The following is an 18,750-nucleotide window of genomic DNA, read 5'->3' on the forward strand; positions in this document are numbered from 1 at the left end:
TGAACCGATTTCAGCCGACATCGCACCACCGTGCTCAGGCTGAGCGCCGGCGGAAGCGCTTACTGCTGCGGCGGCACGGGCGGATCATGCTCCACCGTCTCGGCCGTCAGCCCATGTTTCAGCAGCATCGGCACATTGGCGGCCGCAAAGATCAGTGTCGCCGGCAAGGCGCCCCATAATTTGTAGCCGAGCCAGAAATCGGTGCTGCTCGTCCGCCACACCACTTCATTGGCGATGCCCAGCAGGATGAAGAACAAGGCCCAGTTGCGCGACAGCAGCGCCCATCCCTGATCGGTGAGCCCCGGATAGATATTGCCCAGCACCAGCTTGAGCGTCGGCCGGTTGGTCCACAGGCCGAAGAGCAGGATGGTGGAAACCGTCGCATAATAGACGGTCGGTTTGATCTTGATGAAGGTCTCGCTGTGCAGCCACAGCGTCAGGCCGCCGAAGACCAGCACCATCACGCCTGAAATCGCGAGCATCGCGGAGATGCGGCCATGGCGCAGCTTCGCCCAGATCATCGCCGCGAGGGTCGCCACCATGAAGGCGAAGGTCGCCGTCAATATGCGCTGCAGCGGCTCGCCCGGTGCCAATTGGTTGGCGAGGAAGAAGACGATCAGCGGCCCGACGTCGATCAGCAGCTTAACGATGGGATTGCCCTCGTCCGGGGCGGGCTTGATGCTGGCATTCATTCTATTTCATCCCGATACGTTCTACGCCCGCAATGGCGCGCGCCACTTCGCTGGGATCGAAGGGGCGCAGATCGTCCACCGCCTCGCCCACGCCGATCGCATGGATCGGCAGGCCATATTTCTCCGCCGCCGCCACCAGCACGCCGCCGCGCGCGGTGCCGTCCAGCTTGGTCATGACAAGGCCGGTAACGCCCGCCACTTCCTTGAACACCTCGATCTGGGACAAAGCGTTCTGTCCCGTCGTCGCGTCGAGCACCAGCACCACATCATGTGGCGCCGCGGGGTTCAGCCGGCCCAGAACGCGCCGGATCTTGGCGAGTTCGTCCATCAGCCCGGCCTTGTTCTGCAGCCGGCCGGCAGTGTCGACGATCAGCACATCTATGCCCTCGGCGGTGCCGCGCTTGACGCCTTCGAAGACGAGGCTGGCCGCGTCGCCGCCTTCCTTGCCGGAAATGATCGGTACGCCGATCCGATCCGCCCACACTTTGAGCTGGCCGATCGCGGCGGCGCGGAACGTGTCGCCCGCCACCAGCATCACGCCATAATCCTGTTCCTGGAACAGATGGGCGAGCTTGGCGATGGTGGTGGTCTTGCCCGATCCGTTGACGCCGATGACGAGGATCACCTGCGGGCGCGGAAATGCCTCTATCTCCAGTGGCTTGGCGACGGGCGAGAGGATCTTCGCCACTTCCTGCGCCACGATCTCGCGCAGGCGGGGCTCGTCCAGCCCCAGCTCGAACCGCTCCTCGGCCAGCCGGTCGCGTACCCGCGCGGCGGTGGCGGGGCCGAGGTCGGACGCGATCAGCGCCTCCTCGATCGCATCCAGCGTCGCTTCGTCGAGCGCCGCTTTGCCGAACAGGCCGGAAATATTCTCGCCCAGCCGGTCCGATGTGCGCCGGAACCCGCCGAGCAGCCGCTCATGCCAGGAAATCTCGTTCATGCGGCCGCTCCCACCAGCATGTCGCCCTCGACCGCGTCGATGCGCGCCGCGACGATCCGGCCCGCAACATCTCGATCCTCGTGCTGAAGGCGCACGCCCACGAAATTCTCCGCATGGCCCGTCCGGCCGTCGCGTTCCACAAGCACTTGTTGCACGCTCCCGATCATGTCCTTCAGCCAGGCCACGCGCCGGCGCGCCGTCGCCTCGCGCAGCGCCTTGGCGCGCGCCTTTATCGCGTCCGGCCCGACCTGCGGCATCCGCGCCGCCGGCGTGCCCGCCCGCGGCGAATAGGGGAAGATATGGCCGAAGACGATATCGCACTCCTCGATCAATGCCAGAGAATTGGCGTGCATCGCCTCCGTCTCGGTCGGGAAGCCCGCGATCAGGTCCGCGCCGATTGCGATTTCCGGCCGGGCCGCCTTCAGCCGCGCGACCATCTCCACCGCCTGGGCGCGGCTGTGGCGCCGCTTCATGCGCTTGAGGATCATGTCGTCGCCCGCCTGAAGCGACAGGTGGAGATGCGGCATGACGCGCGGCTCGCCCGTCACCAGATCGAACAACCGATCGTCAATCTCCACTGAATCGAGCGAGGAGAGGCGCAGGCGCGGCAGATCGGGCACATGGCGCAATATGCGCTCGATCAGCAGCCCGAGCGAAGGGGTGCCGGGCAGGTCGGGGCCATAGCTGGTGACGTCCACCCCGGTCAGCACGATCTCGCCATAGCCCTGGTCCACCAGCGCCTTGATCCGGTCGATGACGGCGCCGGCGGGGGCGGAGCGGCTGTTTCCCCGGCCATAGGGAATGATGCAGAAGGTGCAGCGATGGTCGCAGCCATTCTGCACCTCGACAAAGGCGCGGGCATGGTCCGCGAAGCCCGTGACGAGATGTGGCGCCGTCTCGCGCACTGCCATGATGTCGGAAACGCGGACCTCCGCCTCGGCCGGGGCCGGGAAACGGAAATTTTCCGCCGACATCTTCTCCCTATTGCCCAGCACGCGCGCTACTTCGGGCATTGCCGCGAACGTCTCGGGCTCCACCTGCGCGGCGCAGCCCGTCACCACGATCCGCGCCTCGGGCCGCGCCCGCTTCGCTTTGCGGATCGCCTTGCGCGCCTGGCGCACCGCCTCGGCCGTCACCGCGCAGCTATTGACGATCACCAGATCGTCCGCCCCGGCCGCGAGCGCGCGCATCGCCTCGCTCTCGGCGATATTGAGACGGCAGCCGAGCGTGATCAGCTCCGGTCCGCTCATCCAAATGCGTCCATGTCCGCTTCTGCGGTGAAGACATGGGTGGCCGGGCCCGTCATCCGGATCGCCTCGCCCGCGCGCCAGTCGATGACGAGCGGTCCGCCCGGCAGCTCCACCGTCACCGGTCCTTCGACATGGCCCGCGCGGATCGCGGCGACCGCGGTCGCGCAGGCGCCCGTGCCGCAGGCGCGCGTCAGCCCCACGCCACGCTCCCACACGCGCAGCCGCAGCCGGTCGCGCGAGACGATGGTGGCGACATTTACGTTGATCCGCTCGGGAAAGAGCGGGTCCGTCTCGATGATCGGCCCCAGCCGCTCCAGATCGACCGCGTCCGTATCGGGCACGAAGAAGATGACGTGCGGATTGCCGACATTGACGGCGGCGGGGCTTTCCAGTTCTTCCCAGGCGACCGGCATCGCCCGCGTGTCCATCGGATAAGCGAGCGGGATCGCGTCCCAGTCGAAGCGGGGATGCCCCATGTCGACCGTCGCGCCGCCCTGGCCGGCCTCGCCCCGGATCGTGCCGCCCAGCGTCTCGATCGTCGATCTGTCGCCCAAGAGCAGCGCCACGCAGCGCGAGGCGTTGCCGCACGCCTCCACCTCGCCGCCATCCGCGTTGAAGATCCGCATGCGCGCATCCGCCACCTCGGAGGGTTCGACGATGATGAGCTGGTCGCAGCCTATGCCCGTGCGGCGGTCGGCGATCGCGCGGGCGCGGGCGTTGCTCATCTCGACCGCGCCTTCGCGCGCGTCGATGACGACAAAATCATTGCCCAGACCGTGCATCTTGTGAAAGCGAAAAGCCATGGCGCGCGATCTAGGCCCTGACCCGAAGGAAGTCCACCGAGCGGCACGGGAACTGCTGTCATTCTGGCTGGAAGAAACAGCCCCGAGAAAGCGTTTCGCCCGCGATCCCGCGTTGGATCGGGAGATTGCCCGCCGCTTCGTCCATCTCCATCAGGCGGTGCTTCGCAGTCATGCAGCGGTCTGGCGGGCCGATCCCGTCACGCTGCGCGCCGCGGTGATCCTGCTTGATCAATTCTCGCGCAATATCTATCGCGACGACGAACGCGCCTGTGCGGGCGATCCGCTCGCCCGGGCGCTGGCACGCGAGGCGCTCGCTAAGGGCTGGGACAGGGGGCTCGACGCGGACGAGCGGGCATTTCTCTATATGCCCTTCATGCACAGCGAGGCGATGGCGGACCAACTCCTCTCGATCGCCCTGTTCGAGGCGGAGGGCGACGAGCTTTCGATCGACTATGCCCATCGCCACGCCGCCCAGATCGCCCGCTTCGGCCGCTTCCCCCAGCGCAATGCGATCCTCGGCCGCGAAAGCACGGCGGCGGAGGAGGCCTTTCTGGAGGAGCCGGGCAGCCGCTTCTGATCTTGCCCTGCCACCATTTATGAGCTATCCGCCGCCCCGATCGTTCACCCGAACGTGATGAATGCGCGCGGCCAAGGTCGCACGCCGGCCGACGAGGTTTCGTCCGCCGGCGCATTTTGCGTTTGGGATGTACGCAACGGAGTTAGGCCTTATGTTCGAGAGTCTTAGCGATCGATTGGGCGGCGTGTTCGAGCGCCTGCGCGGTCGTGGCGCGCTCAACGAAGGCGATGTCCGCGCTGCCATGCGCGAGGTGCGGATCGCGCTGCTCGAAGCGGATGTGGCGCTGCCCGTCGTCCGCGATTTCGTCGAGAAGGCGACCGAGCAGGCCATCGGCCAGTCCGTCCTGAAATCGGTCACGCCCGGCCAGCAGGTCGTCAAGATCGTCAATGACGCGCTGATCGAGATGCTGGGCGCGGAAGCCGTCGATCTCGAGCTGGACGTGACGCCGCCCGCCGTCGTGATGATGGTTGGCCTCCAGGGCTCGGGCAAGACGACCACCACCGCGAAGATCGCCAAGCGCCTCACCGAGCAGAAGCGCAAGAAGGTGATGATGGCGTCGCTCGACGTCAATCGTCCCGCTGCGCAGGAGCAGCTTGCGACGCTCGGCACGCAGGCCAAGGTCGCGACGCTCCCGATCGTCGCCGGCCAGCAGCCGGTCGATATCGCGCGGCGTGCGCTCCAGTCCGCCCGGCTCCAGGGCTATGACGTCCTGATCCTCGACACCGCCGGCCGCCTCCATGTCGATCAGGCGCTGATGGACGAGATGAAGGCGGTCGCGGATATCGCGAAGCCGGATGAAATCCTCCTCGTCGTCGATGCGCTGACGGGCCAGGATGCGGTCAATGTCGCGCAGAATTTCTCGGAGCAGGTGCCGCTCACCGGCGTCGTGCTCACCCGCATGGACGGCGATGCGCGCGGCGGCGCGGCACTGTCAATGCGCGCGGTCACGGGCAAGCCGATCAAGTTCGTCGGCGTCGCCGAAAAGCTGGACGGGCTCGAAACCTTCCATCCGCAGCGCGTCGCCGGCCGTATCCTCGGCATGGGCGATGTCGTCAGCCTGGTCGAAAAGGCCGCCGAGACGATCAAGGTCGAGGAGGCCGAGGCGCTCGCGGCCAAGATGGCCAAGGGTCAGTTCGACATGAACGACCTGCGCAACCAGCTTGGCCAGATGCGTCGCATGGGTGGCCTCGGTGCGCTCGCGGGCATGCTGCCGGGCGTCAAGCAGGTGAAGCAGGCCATGGCCAGCGGCGCCGCGGACGACAAGGTCCTGATCCGCATGGAGGCGATCATCTCCTCCATGACGCCCAAGGAACGCGCCAAGCCGGAACTGCTCAACGCCAAGCGCAAGATCCGCGTTGCCAAGGGTTCGGGCACGACGGTGCAGGAGGTCAACCGCCTCCTCAAGATGCACCAGGAAATGTCCACCGCCATGAAGAAGCTCAAGAAGATGGGCGGACTCAAGGGGCTCGGCGCGCTGCTCGGCAAGGGCGGCGGGCTGGGCGGCATGCTCGGCGGCGGGGCGGGGGGCATGCCTCCGCTTCCTCCCGGCGGCCTGCCCGGGCTTCCCGGCGGTGGCGCCGGCGGCATGGGCGGCCTCCCGCCCGGCTTCGAAAAGTTTCTCAAAAAGTAATGTAAAATCAAACGAACGCAGTTAGTTAGAAAGGAAGATTGAATGTCCGTCTCCATCCGCCTGTCGCGCGGCGGCGCCAAGAAGCGTCCTTATTACCGGATCGTCGTCGCCAACTCGCGGTCGCCCCGTGACGGCGCCTTCATCGAGAAGATCGGCACCTACAATCCGCTGCTCGCCAAGGATGACGAGAAGCGCGTCGTGCTGGACGTCGAGCGTGCCAAGCATTGGCTCGCCGTCGGCGCGCAGCCGACCGATCGCGTTGCCCGTTTCCTCGACGCCGCCGGCGTGAAGGAGCGTGCGGCCCGCAACAATCCGAAGAAGGCCGAGCCGGGCGAGAAGGCGAAGGAGCGCGCCGAGGAGCGTGCCGCCAAGCTCGCCGCCGTGCAGGAAGCCGCCGCCGAGGCTTCGGCCGAGGCCTGATCCCGTGAAGGCATGGCCGGGGGCACCGTCGCCTGATGCGACGGACGCCTCCGGCCGTCGTTTCCAGGCGCAGCCTGCGGCCTGGTCGAACGTTTTCTCGACATGAACCCGTCGAGGAACACCGCCATGAGCAGCAGCAAGCCGCAGCCGGATACGGAAAGCAAGCAGCGTGACCAGCAGAAGCCCGACAAGGTCAAGGACCAGCAGGGCGTCTCCGCCACCGAGCCTGCCGAAGGCTCCGACGACCTTCCCCCCCGAGGCGAAGGCTCTCCGCGAGGCTGAGCCGGCTGTCGAGCGTCTCGTCACGCTCGCTGTCATCATCGGCGCGCATGGCGTCAGGGGCGAGGTGCGTCTCAAGCTCTTCACGGAAGATGTGTCGGGACTGGAGGCGCATCAAAGCTTCAATGGCGGCACGCTGACGCTGAAGAGCGTGCGCGACGGCTCCAACGGCGCCATCGCCCGCTTCGCCGAGATCGCGGATCGCACGGCGGCCGAGCGGCTGCGCGGCACCGAGCTTGCCGTGCCGCGCTCGGCGCTGCCGCCACTCGCCGAGGGCGAATATTATCATGCCGATCTGATAGGCCTGCGCTGCGTCACCGATGACGGGCAGGAGATCGGCACGGCGGTCGCGGTCGAGAATTTCGGCGCGGGCGACATTCTCGAAATCGAGAAGCCGGACGCGAAGCGCTTCATGGTCCCGATCGCCGTCGCCGTCACCATCGAGCCCGAAAGGCTGGTTGTCGACGCAGCCTTCGTCGAATGAGCTTCGCCGCCACCATCCTCACTCTCTATCCCGAGATGTTTCCCGGCCCGCTGGGGATCAGCCTCGCCGGCCGCGCGCTGGCCGAGGGCAGGTGGATCTGCGATCCCGTCCAGATCCGCGATTTCGCCACCGATCGCCACAGGTCGGTGGACGATACGCCGGCGGGCGGTGGCGCGGGGATGGTGATGCGCGCGGACGTGCTCGCCCGCGCGGTCGATCATGCGCTGGAGCGCCGCCCCGATGCGCCGCTCCTCGCCATGACGCCGCGTGGCCGGCCCTTGACGCAGGCGCGCGTGCGCGAGATCGCCGCCGGGCCCGGCGTCACCATTTTATGCGGCCGTTTCGAGGGGATAGACGAGCGGCTGTTCGATGCGCGCGCGATCGAGCAGGTGTCGATCGGCGACTATATTCTCTCAGGCGGGGAAATGGCGGCGCTGACCTTGCTGGATGCTTGCATCAGGCTGCTTCCCGGAGTAATGGGCGCCGCTTCCAGCGGGGATGATGAGAGCTTCGAAACGGGGCTGCTCGAATATCCGCAATATACCCGACCACAATCGTGGGAAGGGCGCACGATCCCCGAAGTGCTGCGATCGGGGGATCATGCGCGGATCGATGCCTGGCGCAAGCATCAGGCGGAGAATGATACACGGCTAAGGAGGCCGGATCTTTGGGAGCGCCATATCGGTGCTCGGGTCCTGTCTCCCTCTGGCGCGCGGCGAACAGAGGAGGAAGGTCGATGAACCTCATCCAGACGCTCGAGGCCGAGGCCATCGAGGCATTCAAGAACACGAAGTCCATTCCCGAATTCCGTCCGGGCGACACGCTCAAGGTCGGCGTGAAGGTCGTCGAAGGCGATCGCACCCGCGTCCAGTTCTATGAGGGCGTGTGCATCGCCCGCGCGAACAAGGGCATGGGTTCGTCCTTCACCGTGCGCAAGATCTCGTTCGGCGAGGGCGTCGAGCGCGTCTTCCCGCTCTATTCGCCGAACATCGATTCGATCGAGGTGGTCCGCAAGGGCGTCGTGCGTCGCGCGAAGCTCTATTATCTGCGCGGCCGCACCGGCAAGTCGGCCCGCATCGCCGAGCGCCGCGACACCAAGCTTTCCGCCGAGGCCTGATCCCTCGACGCGGATATGCCGCAGGAAAGGCGCGGGGAGCAGACGCTTCCCGCGCCTTTTTCTTTTTCACCGTCGCCTCTGCCTCGGCAGGGGCGACGCCGTAGGTACTTCCCCCTTACTGTTCGATGTGGCTAATACGGCCGATGCGCAAATTTCTTGGCCTGATCGCCGCCTCCACCATGCTCACCGCAACCACCGCTGCCGCCGAACCGCTGACGCTCGAGCGCGTCTTCGCCAGCCCCTCGCTGTCCGGCCCCACGCCGCGCAGCCCCAAGCTCTCGCCCGACGGCAGTCTCGCGACCTTGCTGCGCAACCGCGCCGACGATCGCGACCGCTATGATCTATGGGCGGTGGACACCGTCACGGGCGCCGCGCGTATGCTGGTCGATTCCGCCAAGGTCGGTTCGGGTGCCGAGGTCTCCGAAGCGGAGAAGATGCGCCGCGAGCGCGCCCGCATCGGCGGCACCAAGGGCATCACCGCCTATGACTGGGCACCCGACGGCAAGTCGATGCTCGTGCCGATCGATGGAGATCTCTATCTCGCCGGGCTCGATGGCAGCGTCCGCCAGCTCACCAACAGCCCCGCCACCGAGGTCGATGCGCAGGTCTCCGCCGCCGGCCGCTACGTCTCCTTCGTCCGCGATCAGAATCTGTTCGTGACGGAGGTCGCCACCGGCCGCGAACGCGCGCTCACCGCCGATGGCGGCGGCACGGTCACATGGGGCTCGGCCGAATTCGTGGCCCAGGAGGAGATGGACCGCCGCACCGGCCATTGGTGGTCGCCCGACGACAGCCGCCTCGCGGTCGAGCGCTATGACGAAAGCAAGGTGAAGACCGTCACCCGCGCAGCGATCGGCGCGGAGGGGACCAGGCTGTTCGAGCAGCGCTATCCCGCCGCCGGCACGCTTAATGTCGCGGTCGAGCTGTGGATCCTCGCGGCGGACGGGCTCGGCCGGGTGAAGGCCGATCTCGGCCCCGATCCCGACATCTATCTCGCCCGCGTCGACTGGACGCCGGACGGCAAGACGCTGCTCGTGCAGGTCGAGAGCCGCGACCAGAAGCGGCTCGACCTGCGCTCGATCGATCCCGCCACGGGCAAGTCGACCATCCTCTTCACCGAGACGTCCGACACCTGGCTCAACCTGCACGACAATCTGAAGCCCTTGAAGGATGGCAGCCTGATCTGGTCGTCCGAGCGCTCGGGCTATATGCATCTCTATCATTGGCGCGACGGCGAATGGACGCAGCTCACCCGCGGCGACTGGGCTGTGAAGGAGCTGGTCGGTGTCGATGAGGAGGCGGGAAAACTCTATTTCCTCGCCAACAAGGATGACGCCACCGAACAGCATCTCTGTTCGATCAGCCTGAAGAAGCCCGGCGAACCCGTGCGCATCACCGAGGCGGGCTGGTGGAACGGCGCGGTGATGGACAAGACGGCCTCGCGCGCGCTGATCTTCCGCTCCAATCCCAGCCAGCCGCCGCAAGTCTATCTCGCCGACAATGAAGGCAAGCGCATCGCCTGGATCGAGGAGAACAGGCTGGATGCGGCGCACCCTTATGCGCCCTATCTGGCAAGCCATGTCGCCCCCATCTTCGGCACGATCGCCGCGAAGGACGGGAGCCAGCTCCATTACAAGCTGCTCAGCCCCCCGCGCGAGCCGGGCAAGCGCTATCCCGTCTTCGTCCAGGTCTATAACGGTCCCGGCGCGGGGCGGCAGGTGACCAAGGCCTGGTTCAGCCCCGTCCAGCAATATCTGGTGGACAAGGGCTGGATCGTCTTCTCGATCGACGGGCGCGGCTCGCCCGATCGCGGCAAGGCGTTCGAGGACGGCATCCATCATGCCATGGGCACGGTCGAGGTGGAGGATCAGCTTGCCGGGCTCGCATGGCTGAAGGCGCAGGATTTCGTCGATCCCAGGCGGATCGGCATCTATGGCTGGTCCTATGGCGGCTATATGACGCTGAAGCTGCTCGAAAAGGCGCCTGGCGCCTATGCGGCGGGGGTCTCCGGCGCGCCGGTGACGAAATGGGAGCTTTACGACACCCATTATACCGAACGCTATCTCGGCAATCCGGCGACGGATCCTGCGCCCTATCAGAGCTCGGATGCGCTGCCGGACGCGGGCAAGATCGCCGATCCGCTGCTCATCATGCACGGCATGGCGGACGACAATGTGGTGTTCGAGAATACGACCGCCTTCATCGCCAAGCTCCAGGCGGAATCCCGGCCGTTCGAGATGATGGCCTATCCCGGCAAGACGCATGGCGTGAGCGGGGAGGGCGCGCAGATCCATGTCTGGCGCACGATCGAGAATTTCCTCGACCGTACGGTGAAGGGGAAGGCGGAGTAGGTCGCGGAACAGCGGGAAATTTGTCGCCCCTGCGGAGGCGGGGGTGACGAAACGGCCGCAAACGCCCCTAAGGAATAATATAGGACGATAAAACCTAAGCTATCGCACCCGAAAGCCCGGAAACGCTAGACATCCGCGCAGACGCGCCTAAACCCCGGCGCGTCTATCAACTGGAGCGAGTCTCATGGGTTATCGGGTCGTCGTCGCGGGTGCCACGGGGAATGTCGGGCGCGAAATGCTCAACATTCTGGCGGAGCGCGAATTCCCGATTAAAGAGCTGGCGGTGCTCGCCTCCGCCCGCAGCCAGGGTGACGAGATCGAATTCGGCGAGACCGGGCAGATGCTCAAGGTCCGCAATATCGAGCATTTCGACTGGGCGGGCTGGGATATCGCGCTGTTCGCGATCGGATCGGACGCGACCAAAATCTATGCGCCGATTGCGGCTGCGGCCGGTTGCACGGTGATCGACAATTCGTCGCTCTACCGCATGGATCCGGACGTGCCGCTGATCGTGCCCGAGGTGAATCCTCAAGCGATCGACGGCTATACCAAGAAGAATATCATCGCCAATCCCAACTGTTCGACCGCGCAGATGGTGGTGGCGCTGAAGCCGCTGCACGACGCCGCCAAGATCAAGCGCGTCGTCGTCTCGACCTACCAGTCGGTGTCCGGCGCGGGCAAGGCGGGCATGGACGAGCTGTTCGAGCAGAGCCGCAACATCTTCGTCGGTGATCCGGCCGAGCCCAAGAAGTTCACCAAGCAGATCGCCTTCAACGTGATCCCGCATATCGACAGCTTCCTTGATGACGGCTTCACCAAGGAAGAATGGAAGATGGTGGTCGAGACGAAGAAGATCCTCGATCCGGCGGTGAAGGTGGTCGCCACCTGCGTGCGCGTGCCCGTCTTCGTCGGCCATTCGGAAGCGATCAACATCGAGTTCGAAAACGAGATTTCGGCGGCTGAGGCGCAGGCGATCCTGCGCGAGGCACCCGGCATCATGCTCGTCGATAAGCGCGAGAATGGCGGATATGTCACGCCCGTCGAATGTGTCGGCGAATTCGCCACCTATGTCAGCCGCGTCCGTGAGGATCCGACCGTCGAGAACGGCCTCGTCCTCTGGTGCGTGTCGGACAATCTCCGCAAGGGCGCCGCGCTCAACGCGGTGCAGATTGCGGAGCTGCTCGGCCGACGCCATCTGAAGAAGGCGGCCTGATCGGGTGAATTCCGACGGGTCGCCGCCCGGGTCCGTCTCGACGCCTTCACAGGCGGAGGCGCGACCCGGCCGGCGGCCCTGTTCGGCCTATCTCCCCCCGCCGGCTGGCGGGCGTCTGCCCGTCGTCCAGCGCTGGATGATCCTGCTCCTCGCGCTCGTCATCTTGGCGACGAGCTGGGGCGCGCTCTACCCGCGCAACACCTATCTCCAGCATGGGCCGACAGCGGTGCTGCTGCTCGCCGCCATTCCCGTACTCCGCCGCTGGCCGCTCAGCGATGCGGCGGTCGGCTGCATCTTCGTCTTCTTCCTGCTCCATTCGATCGGCGCGCGGTACAGCTATTCCTTCGTGCCCTATGACGATTGGGCGCGGGCGATCTTCGCGCACGATATCAGCGGAAGTTTCGGCTTCACCCGCAATCATTATGACCGGCTCGTCCATCTCTGCTTCGGCCTGCTCGCCATCCGGCCGGTGCGCGAGATAGCGAGCCGCCATTTCGGCATGAGCCCCCGCGCGGCGCTCTATGTCGCGCCCGCGTTCGTCCTGACGTGCAGCGCGCTCTACGAAATAATCGAATGGCTGGTGGCGGTGATCATGAGCCCCGCCGATGCCGAAGCCTATAATGGGCAGCAGGGCGATATGTTCGATGGCCAGAAGGACATGGCGCTCGCAGCCCTCGGCACGATCCTCGCCACGCTGTGGAGCCGGCGATCGGCGCGGCAGCAAGCCTGACCGGCTCGACAGGCCGGCGCTTCCGGGCTACCGGCGGGGACGACCTCGCACCAGCGGACGAACGCCCTTGGCAAGCCTCCCGACCGAAGCCGCCCTCCATCATTTCACCGCCGATGACGGGGTGGAACTCGCCTGGCATGAGATGGGGCCGGCGGGCGGCTGGCCCGTGGTGCTGATCCACGGACTTTTTTCTAACGCCTTCACCAACTGGATCCGCTACGGCCATGCCGCCAAGCTGGTCGGGCAGGGCTTCCGGGTGATCATGCCCGATCTGCGCGGCCATGGCGACAGCGCCGCGCCGCATGATCCGGCCTTTTATCCGCCCGATGTGCTGGCGGCGGACGGCTTCGCGCTCCTCCGCCATCTCGGCCTTGGCGACTATGATCTGGGCGGCTATTCGCTCGGCGGGCGGACGACGATGCGGATGCTGGTGATGGGTGCCGCGCCGCGCCGCGCGGTGGTGGCGGGCATGGGGCTCAGGGGCGTGCTCGATACGGGCCGGCGCGCTGCCTTCTTCCGCGACATGCTCAGGGGCTTCGGCACGCATCCGCGCGGATCGGCCGCCTGGATGGCCGAGGCCTTCCTGAAGACCACCGGCGGCGATCCTTTGGCGCTGCTGCCCTTGCTCGACAGCTTCGTCGACACGCCGGAGGAGGATCTGACGGCGATCGGGACGCCGGTGCTGGTGGTCGCGGGCGCCGAGGATGACGATAATGGCTCGGCAGCGGAGCTGGCGGAGACTCTGCCGCGCGCGCTCTATGTCGAAATCCCCGGCAACCATATGAGTGCGGTGCTCAAGCCCGAGCTCGGCGACGCGATCCGCTCCTTCCTCAGCGACTGAGCGAGGCCTATTCGGCCGCCATGTCATAGGCGGTCGGCATGTGCGGCTCCCGCCGCTCGCGCATCCTGCGCGCGCCGAACAGCGCGCCCGCGGCCGCGCCGCCGACGATTGCTGCGGTCGCAAGCGGGTGCATCTGCGCTTCGAGCGCCAGGCTGCGGTGGCGCACATAGGTCGGCCGGTTGCTGTCGATCCGTCCGTCCTGCCGTTCCTCGAACAGATTGTCCGCTGTGCCGCGCCCGGGTTCGGTCGCGATCGTCTGCGCCGGCTCGCCGAAGAATCTTTCCAGGATCCGATCGGCCGTGCGCGGCGCGATATTGCCGAGCTTGGTGATCAGATAGCCTTGGCCGCCCACCGTCATTTCGCGCCTGGGATGTTCGGCCGCGAAGCAGATCGCCTTGGCGACGAGCCTCGGATCATAGACGATCGGAGGCACGCGGGCGGGCTGGTCCATCTTGTTGCGGGCATGTTCGGAATAGGGCGTGTCCATGCTGGTGGGCTTGATCAGCGTCACCGAGATGGGGGCCTCGTCCATCTCCAGCTCCATCCGCAGCGTATCGGTGAAGCCGCGCAGGGCATGTTTCATCGCACTATAGGCACCTTGCAGCGGAATGGCGCGCTCCGACAGGACGGAGCCGATATTGATCAGCGCGCCGCCGCGCTGCCTCAGCTGATCGGCCGCGACCAGCGATGCCTGTACCGTCCCGAAATAGCCGACGTCGAACAGCCGCTTATGCTCCTCCATCGTCGTGTCGGTCAGCCGGGCATAGACCGCGGCGGCGGCATTATTGACCCATGTGTCGAATCCGCCGAAGCGCTGCTCGGCCGCATTCGCGATCTTTTCGGCCGCGCCTTCCTCGGCAATGTCCACCGCCACGAAGGCGGCGCGCCCGCCCTTGGCACCGATATCGTCGACCGCCTTCTGCAATGCATCCTCGTTGCGCGCGGCGAGCAGGACGGCGGCACCCGCCTCGGCGGCATGGCGTGCGGCGGCGAGGCCGATGCCGCTCGATCCTCCGGTGATGACGATCGTCTGCTGCGCGATCGGCTTCAGCTTTACGGCCATGATCAATCTCCCGCTGGGGCGTTGCATCCGCGCGGGAAAACGGGCCGAAGTCCCGGTCTTTCCGGGCCTTTCGACGAGCGGAAGGGCTTTTCGGCTGGCCTGTGCCGCCCCGCCTAGCGGAAGGGCGGCTCGTTGAACGCGCGCAGCTTGCGGCTGTGGAGTTGCGTGCCCGCCAGCTTCAGCTCGTCGATCGCCGCGATGCCGATCCTCAGATGCTCCGCGATCGCCCGCTCATAGAAGCGGTTGGCCTGTCCCGGCAGCTTGATCTCGCCATGGATCGGCTTGTCGGATACGCACAGCAAGGTGCCATAGGGCACGCGGAAGCGGAAACCCTGCGCCGCGAGCGTTGCCGATTCCATGTCGATCGCCACCGCGCGGGACTGGCTGAAGCGCAGCGCGGACTGGGTGTAGCGCAGCTCCCAATTGCGGTCGTCGGTGGTGACGACCGTGCCGGTCCGCATCCGCAGCTTCAGATTCTCGCGGCTCTCGCCCGATACGATTTCCGCCGCCTTGCTGAGCGCGAGCTGCACCTCGGCGATCGCCGGCACCGGGATTTCCGGCGGCAGCACATCGTCCAGCACATGGTCGTCGCGCAGATAGGCATGGGCCAGCACATAGTCGCCGATCCGCTGGCTGGGGCGCAGACCCCCGCAATGGCCGATCATCAGCCAGGCCTCGGGCCGCATCACCGCCAGATGGTCGGTGATCGTCTTGGCGTTGGACGGCCCGACACCGATATTGACCAGCGTGATGCCCGATCCGTCCTTGGCGACGAGATGATAAGCCGGCATCTGGTGGCGCCGCCATGCGCTGTCGGCGATCGCCGCGTCGGGATTGGGATCGCCCGGCCGTATTTCCAGCCCGCCCGCGCCGCTCAGCATCACATAGGGCCCGTCCTCCGAAAGCTGGGTGCAGGCCCAGCGGACGAACTCGTCGACATAGCGGTGATAATTGGTGAAAAGGACGTAATTCTGCACATGCGCCGGCGGCGTGCCGGTATAGTGGCGCAGCCGGGCCAGGCTGAAATCCACCCGCGCCGCGTCGAACAGCGCCAGCGGACGGGGCTCGTCCGGTCCTGGCACCCACAGCCCGTCCGCCAGCTCGTCGCCAATCCGCTCCAACTCGGCCGCCGGGAAGATCCGCGCGAGCTCCACTGCGGCGGCGCTCGTCAGGTCCACATTATGCCCGGCGTCGAGCACATAGGGATAGGGAATCTCCTCGTCGCCGCGCGCGGTTTCCACCGTGGCGCCGAAATCATCGATCAGCATGTCGAGCTGCTCGGCGAGATAGTTGCGGAACATGGCCGGCTGGGTCACGCTTACCGCATAATCGCCCGGTATGTTGAGCCGGCCATAGGCGCGGCCCAGCGGCCCTGGATTGCGATCCCCGTCATAGCGCAGCCGGATCTGCGGATAGGCGAAGGCGCCCGCCGCGCGCATGGCCGGATCGGGCCGTTCACCATGCTGGATATAGCGCGTGAGCGCGGTGCGCAGCGCCGCGACCGACTGGCGATAGATGCTGTCGAGCTCGTCGACGATGGCGAGGCTGGAGGGGCTCGGCATGTAGCGGGCGCTCAGAGCTGGCCGAGGAGATAGTCGGCGCTGCTCACCCGGAATTCGCCCGGCGCTTCGACATTGAGCTGCTCGACCACGCCGTCCTTCACCAGCATCGAGAATCGCTTGCCGCGCACGCCCATGCCATGCGCGCTGGCGTCGAGCGTGAGGTCGATCGCCTTGACGAAATCGCCATTGCCGTCGGCAAGCAGCGTCACCTTGCTCTCCGCGCCCGCCTGTTTGCTCCAGGCGCCCATCACGAAGGCGTCGTTGACGGCGGTGCAGGCGATCTCGTCCACGCCCTTGGCCTTGATGGCATCCGCCTTGTCGATGAAGCCGGGCAGATGCTTGGCCGAGCAGGTCGGCGTGAAGGCGCCGGGCACGGAGAAGAGCGCAACCCTGCGGCCGGCGAAAAATTCCTTCGATCCGATCTTCTCCGGGCCCTCCGCCGTCATTTTGACGAAGGTCGTTTCGGGGAGGGAATCGCCTATGCCGATGGTCATGCCGCTGGTCCTTGTCCGATATGTCGGATCGGTTCCTATCAACCTCGCATCCTTCCCGAAAGAGCGACCGCAAGCGCGGGTGGCAACAACGCATTCCCGACGCATTCCCGGCGCATTGCCGATGCATGGGCCGTTGGATGCGGCGGAGCGGGTGCTTATAATAGGGCGATGGATGCCTTCGCTTCGCTTGCCGGCCAATTGCTGCTCGCCATGCCGGGCATTGGCGATCCGCGCTTCGAGAAAGCGGTGATCGCCTTGTGCGCGCATGACGAAAGCGGTGCCGTCGGCATCGGCATCGGCCGCACCGTGCCGGGCCTCACCACCCATGGCCTTTTTTCGCAGCTCAATCTCGATCCCGGCGTCGCGCCCGACGTGCCCGTCTATGTCGGCGGCCCGGTCGAGCCGCAGCGCGGCTTCGTGCTGCACGCCGCCGACTGGAGCGGGGAGGATACGCTGCATGTCGGCGATCGCTGGTCGCTCACCAGCACGCTCGACGTGCTGCGCGCCATAGCGCGCGGGGAGGGGCCGTCGCGCTGGCTGGTGGCGCTGGGCTATGCGGGCTGGGGCGAGGGCCAGCTCGACGAGGAGATGAGCCGTCATGGCTGGTTTGCCACGACGGGCAATGAGGCGCTGATCTTCACGGAAGACGCTGCTGCGCGCTGGAAGCGGGCCTTTGCCGGCGCGGGAGTCGACACGCGGCTCCTCTCCAACGTCACGGGCCGTGCCTGATCCGCGGAGCGCCGCCGGGAAAACATATAAAGACATCTTTATATTTGCATTGGCGAGATCGGGCGATTAGGTGCGAGGGCAATCGGCCGCCCGGATCCTGTCCGGCGGCTTGCATGCATTCGCCCGCACGAGGAGAATATTCGTGGCCACCGCCCCCGTCGAAAGCTTCACCGACTATGTCGTCAGCGACATCGGCCTTGCCGAATATGGCCGCGCCGAGATCCGCATCGCCGAGACGGAGATGCCGGGCCTCATGGCGCTCCGCAAGGAATATGGCGCGTCGCAGCCGCTGAAGGGCGCGCGAATCACCGGCTCGCTCCACATGACGATCCAGACGGCGGTGCTGATCGAGACGCTGGTGGCGCTCGGCGCGGAAGTGCGCTGGGCCTCCTGCAACATCTTCTCGACGCAGGATCATGCCGCCGCCGCGATCGCCGCCGCCGGCATCCCCGTCTTCGCGGTGAAGGGCGAGACGCTCGCCGAATATTGGGACTATGTCGAAAAGATCTTCGACTGGGGCGATGGCACGACCGCCAACATGATCCTCGACGATGGCGGCGACGCCACCATGTTCGCGCTGTGGGCCGCCAAGCTCGAGGCGGGGCAGAGCTTCGCCGCGCCGGAGAATGACGAGGAAGTCGAATTCCAGCGCGTCGTGAAATCCTTCATCGCGAAGCGGCCCGGCTATATGACCGAGACGGTCAAGAGCATCCGCGGCGTCTCGGAGGAGACCACCACCGGCGTCCATCGTCTCTATGAGATTGCGAAGAAGGGCGAACTGCCCTTCCCGGCGATCAACGTAAACGATTCGGTCACCAAGTCGAAGTTCGACAATCTTTATGGCTGCAAGGAATCGCTGGTCGACGCGATCCGCCGCGCGACCGATGTGATGCTCGCCGGCAAGGTCGCGACCGTCGCCGGCTTCGGCGATGTCGGCAAGGGCTCGGCCGCCTCGCTCCGTAATGGCGGTGCGCGCGTGCTCGTTACCGAGATCGACCCCATCTGCGCGCTGCAGGCGGCGATGGAGGGCTATGAGGTCGTGACGATGGAGGAGGCGGTCACCCGCTCGGACATCTTCGTGACGGCCACGGGCAATGCCGACGTGATCACCGCCGAGCATATGGCGGCGATGAAGAATATGGCGATCGTCTGCAACATCGGCCATTTCGACAGCGAGATCCAGATTTCGGCGCTGTCCAACTATAAGTGGACCGAGATCAAGCCGCAGGTCGATCTGGTCGAGTTCCCGGACGGCAAGCAGATCATCGTGCTGTCCAAGGGCCGCCTCGTGAACCTCGGCAATGCGACGGGCCATCCCTCCTTCGTGATGTCCTCCAGCTTCACCAACCAGGTGCTCGCCCAGATCGAGCTTTGGACGAAGCCGGGCCAGTATAAGAATGAGGTGTTCGTCCTGCCGAAGCATCTCGACGAGAAGGTCGCCGCGCTCCATCTCGAGAAGCTGGGCGTCAAGCTCACCAAGCTCACCGAGAAGCAGGCCAATTATATCGGCGTCTCGACCGAGGGCCCGTTCAAGCCGGATCATTATCGCTACTGATCCCCGAACCCCTCTCCGCG

20 protein-coding genes are annotated in these 18,750 nt (G+C 66.0%); 13 read left to right on the forward strand and 7 right to left on the reverse strand.

Annotation, left to right across the window (positions count from 1 at the left end):
• Positions 1–59: 59 nt before the first annotated feature.
• The 4 genes from CLG96_RS17765 to dapF are packed head-to-tail and all read right to left on the reverse strand — an operon-like array spanning position 60 to position 3,685.
• Positions 60–692 (reverse strand): septation protein A, encoded by a 633-nt coding sequence (locus CLG96_RS17765; RefSeq protein ID WP_107970072.1) that lies wholly within the window; start codon positions 690–692, stop codon positions 60–62.
• Position 693: 1 nt separating this feature from the next.
• Positions 694–1,632 carry a signal recognition particle-docking protein FtsY gene (ftsY, locus tag CLG96_RS17770; protein WP_107970074.1) on the reverse strand — a complete coding sequence of 313 codons (939 nt, stop codon included), beginning with the start codon at positions 1,630–1,632 and terminating at the stop codon, positions 694–696.
• Positions 1,629–2,882, reverse strand: a complete 1,254-nt coding sequence (mtaB, locus tag CLG96_RS17775) for a tRNA (N(6)-L-threonylcarbamoyladenosine(37)-C(2))-methylthiotransferase MtaB (protein ID WP_107970076.1) — start codon at positions 2,880–2,882, stop codon at positions 1,629–1,631. The genes ftsY and mtaB overlap by 4 nt, the downstream gene beginning before the upstream one ends.
• A complete protein-coding gene (dapF, locus tag CLG96_RS17780) occupies positions 2,879–3,685 on the reverse strand; it encodes a diaminopimelate epimerase (RefSeq protein WP_107970078.1) in 807 nt (268 codons plus the stop codon). Before dapF ends, mtaB begins: the two co-directional genes overlap by 4 nt.
• Between dapF and CLG96_RS17785 the strand changes: the two genes are divergently transcribed.
• From CLG96_RS17785 to CLG96_RS17830, 11 genes are all read left to right on the forward strand, one after another.
• A complete protein-coding gene (locus CLG96_RS17785; protein WP_107970080.1) occupies positions 3,684–4,262 on the forward strand; it encodes a DUF924 family protein in 579 nt (192 codons plus the stop codon). The genes dapF and CLG96_RS17785 overlap by 2 nt on opposite strands.
• 151 nt (positions 4,263–4,413) lie before the next feature.
• Complete coding sequence (gene ffh / locus CLG96_RS17790; RefSeq protein WP_107970082.1) at positions 4,414–5,892, forward strand: signal recognition particle protein; 1,479 nt, start codon at positions 4,414–4,416, stop codon at positions 5,890–5,892.
• A gap of 42 nt (positions 5,893–5,934) precedes the next feature.
• Positions 5,935–6,312 carry a 30S ribosomal protein S16 gene (gene rpsP / locus CLG96_RS17795; protein WP_107970084.1) on the forward strand — a complete coding sequence of 126 codons (378 nt, stop codon included), beginning with the start codon at positions 5,935–5,937 and terminating at the stop codon, positions 6,310–6,312.
• A gap of 126 nt (positions 6,313–6,438) precedes the next feature.
• Positions 6,439–6,594, forward strand: coding sequence for a hypothetical protein (locus CLG96_RS18880; protein ID WP_165799693.1), 156 nt, complete (start codon positions 6,439–6,441; stop codon positions 6,592–6,594).
• Complete coding sequence (rimM, locus tag CLG96_RS17800) at positions 6,539–7,075, forward strand: ribosome maturation factor RimM (RefSeq protein ID WP_107970302.1); 537 nt, start codon at positions 6,539–6,541, stop codon at positions 7,073–7,075. Before CLG96_RS18880 ends, rimM begins: the two co-directional genes overlap by 56 nt.
• On the forward strand, positions 7,072–7,815 hold the full coding sequence (trmD, locus tag CLG96_RS17805; protein WP_107970086.1) for a tRNA (guanosine(37)-N1)-methyltransferase TrmD: 744 nt from the start codon (positions 7,072–7,074) through the stop codon (positions 7,813–7,815). Before rimM ends, trmD begins: the two co-directional genes overlap by 4 nt.
• Positions 7,812–8,192 (forward strand): 50S ribosomal protein L19, encoded by a 381-nt coding sequence (gene rplS / locus CLG96_RS17810; protein WP_107970088.1) that lies wholly within the window; start codon positions 7,812–7,814, stop codon positions 8,190–8,192. The genes trmD and rplS overlap by 4 nt, the downstream gene beginning before the upstream one ends.
• A 125-nt stretch (positions 8,193–8,317) precedes the next feature.
• Complete coding sequence (locus CLG96_RS17815; protein WP_107970090.1) at positions 8,318–10,543, forward strand: S9 family peptidase; 2,226 nt, start codon at positions 8,318–8,320, stop codon at positions 10,541–10,543.
• 184 nt (positions 10,544–10,727) lie between these two features.
• Positions 10,728–11,756 (forward strand): aspartate-semialdehyde dehydrogenase, encoded by a 1,029-nt coding sequence (locus CLG96_RS17820; RefSeq protein ID WP_107970092.1) that lies wholly within the window; start codon positions 10,728–10,730, stop codon positions 11,754–11,756.
• Positions 11,757–11,760: 4 nt separating this feature from the next.
• The gene (locus tag CLG96_RS17825) at positions 11,761–12,486 is read left to right on the forward strand and encodes a DUF2238 domain-containing protein (protein WP_243395856.1); all 726 of its coding nucleotides are present in this window, start codon (positions 11,761–11,763) and stop codon (positions 12,484–12,486) included.
• A 67-nt stretch (positions 12,487–12,553) separates the two neighbouring features.
• Entirely contained in the window at positions 12,554–13,327 is a 774-nt protein-coding gene (locus CLG96_RS17830) for an alpha/beta fold hydrolase (protein WP_107970094.1), read from the forward strand.
• 7 nt (positions 13,328–13,334) lie between these two features.
• On the opposite strand, the gene CLG96_RS17835 is transcribed toward CLG96_RS17830, so the two are convergent.
• From CLG96_RS17835 to CLG96_RS17845, 3 genes are all read right to left on the reverse strand, one after another.
• A complete protein-coding gene (locus CLG96_RS17835; protein ID WP_107970096.1) occupies positions 13,335–14,390 on the reverse strand; it encodes an SDR family oxidoreductase in 1,056 nt (351 codons plus the stop codon).
• A gap of 113 nt (positions 14,391–14,503) precedes the next feature.
• Positions 14,504–15,952, reverse strand: a complete 1,449-nt coding sequence (locus CLG96_RS17840) for an AMP nucleosidase (RefSeq protein ID WP_107970098.1) — start codon at positions 15,950–15,952, stop codon at positions 14,504–14,506.
• An 11-nt stretch (positions 15,953–15,963) separates the two neighbouring features.
• The gene (locus CLG96_RS17845) at positions 15,964–16,446 is read right to left on the reverse strand and encodes a peroxiredoxin (RefSeq protein WP_107970100.1); all 483 of its coding nucleotides are present in this window, start codon (positions 16,444–16,446) and stop codon (positions 15,964–15,966) included.
• Between the two features lie 168 nt (positions 16,447–16,614).
• Between CLG96_RS17845 and CLG96_RS17850 the strand changes: the two genes are divergently transcribed.
• Both CLG96_RS17850 and ahcY read left to right on the forward strand, forming a co-directional pair.
• The gene (locus tag CLG96_RS17850; RefSeq protein ID WP_107970102.1) at positions 16,615–17,175 is read left to right on the forward strand and encodes a YqgE/AlgH family protein; all 561 of its coding nucleotides are present in this window, start codon (positions 16,615–16,617) and stop codon (positions 17,173–17,175) included.
• A 142-nt stretch (positions 17,176–17,317) separates the two neighbouring features.
• The gene (gene ahcY / locus CLG96_RS17855; RefSeq protein WP_107970104.1) at positions 17,318–18,730 is read left to right on the forward strand and encodes an adenosylhomocysteinase; all 1,413 of its coding nucleotides are present in this window, start codon (positions 17,318–17,320) and stop codon (positions 18,728–18,730) included.
• Positions 18,731–18,750: the final 20 nt, after the last annotated feature.

The organism is Sphingomonas oleivorans, assembly GCF_003050615.1.
Lineage (GTDB): Bacteria > Pseudomonadota > Alphaproteobacteria > Sphingomonadales > Sphingomonadaceae > Sphingomonas_H > Sphingomonas_H oleivorans.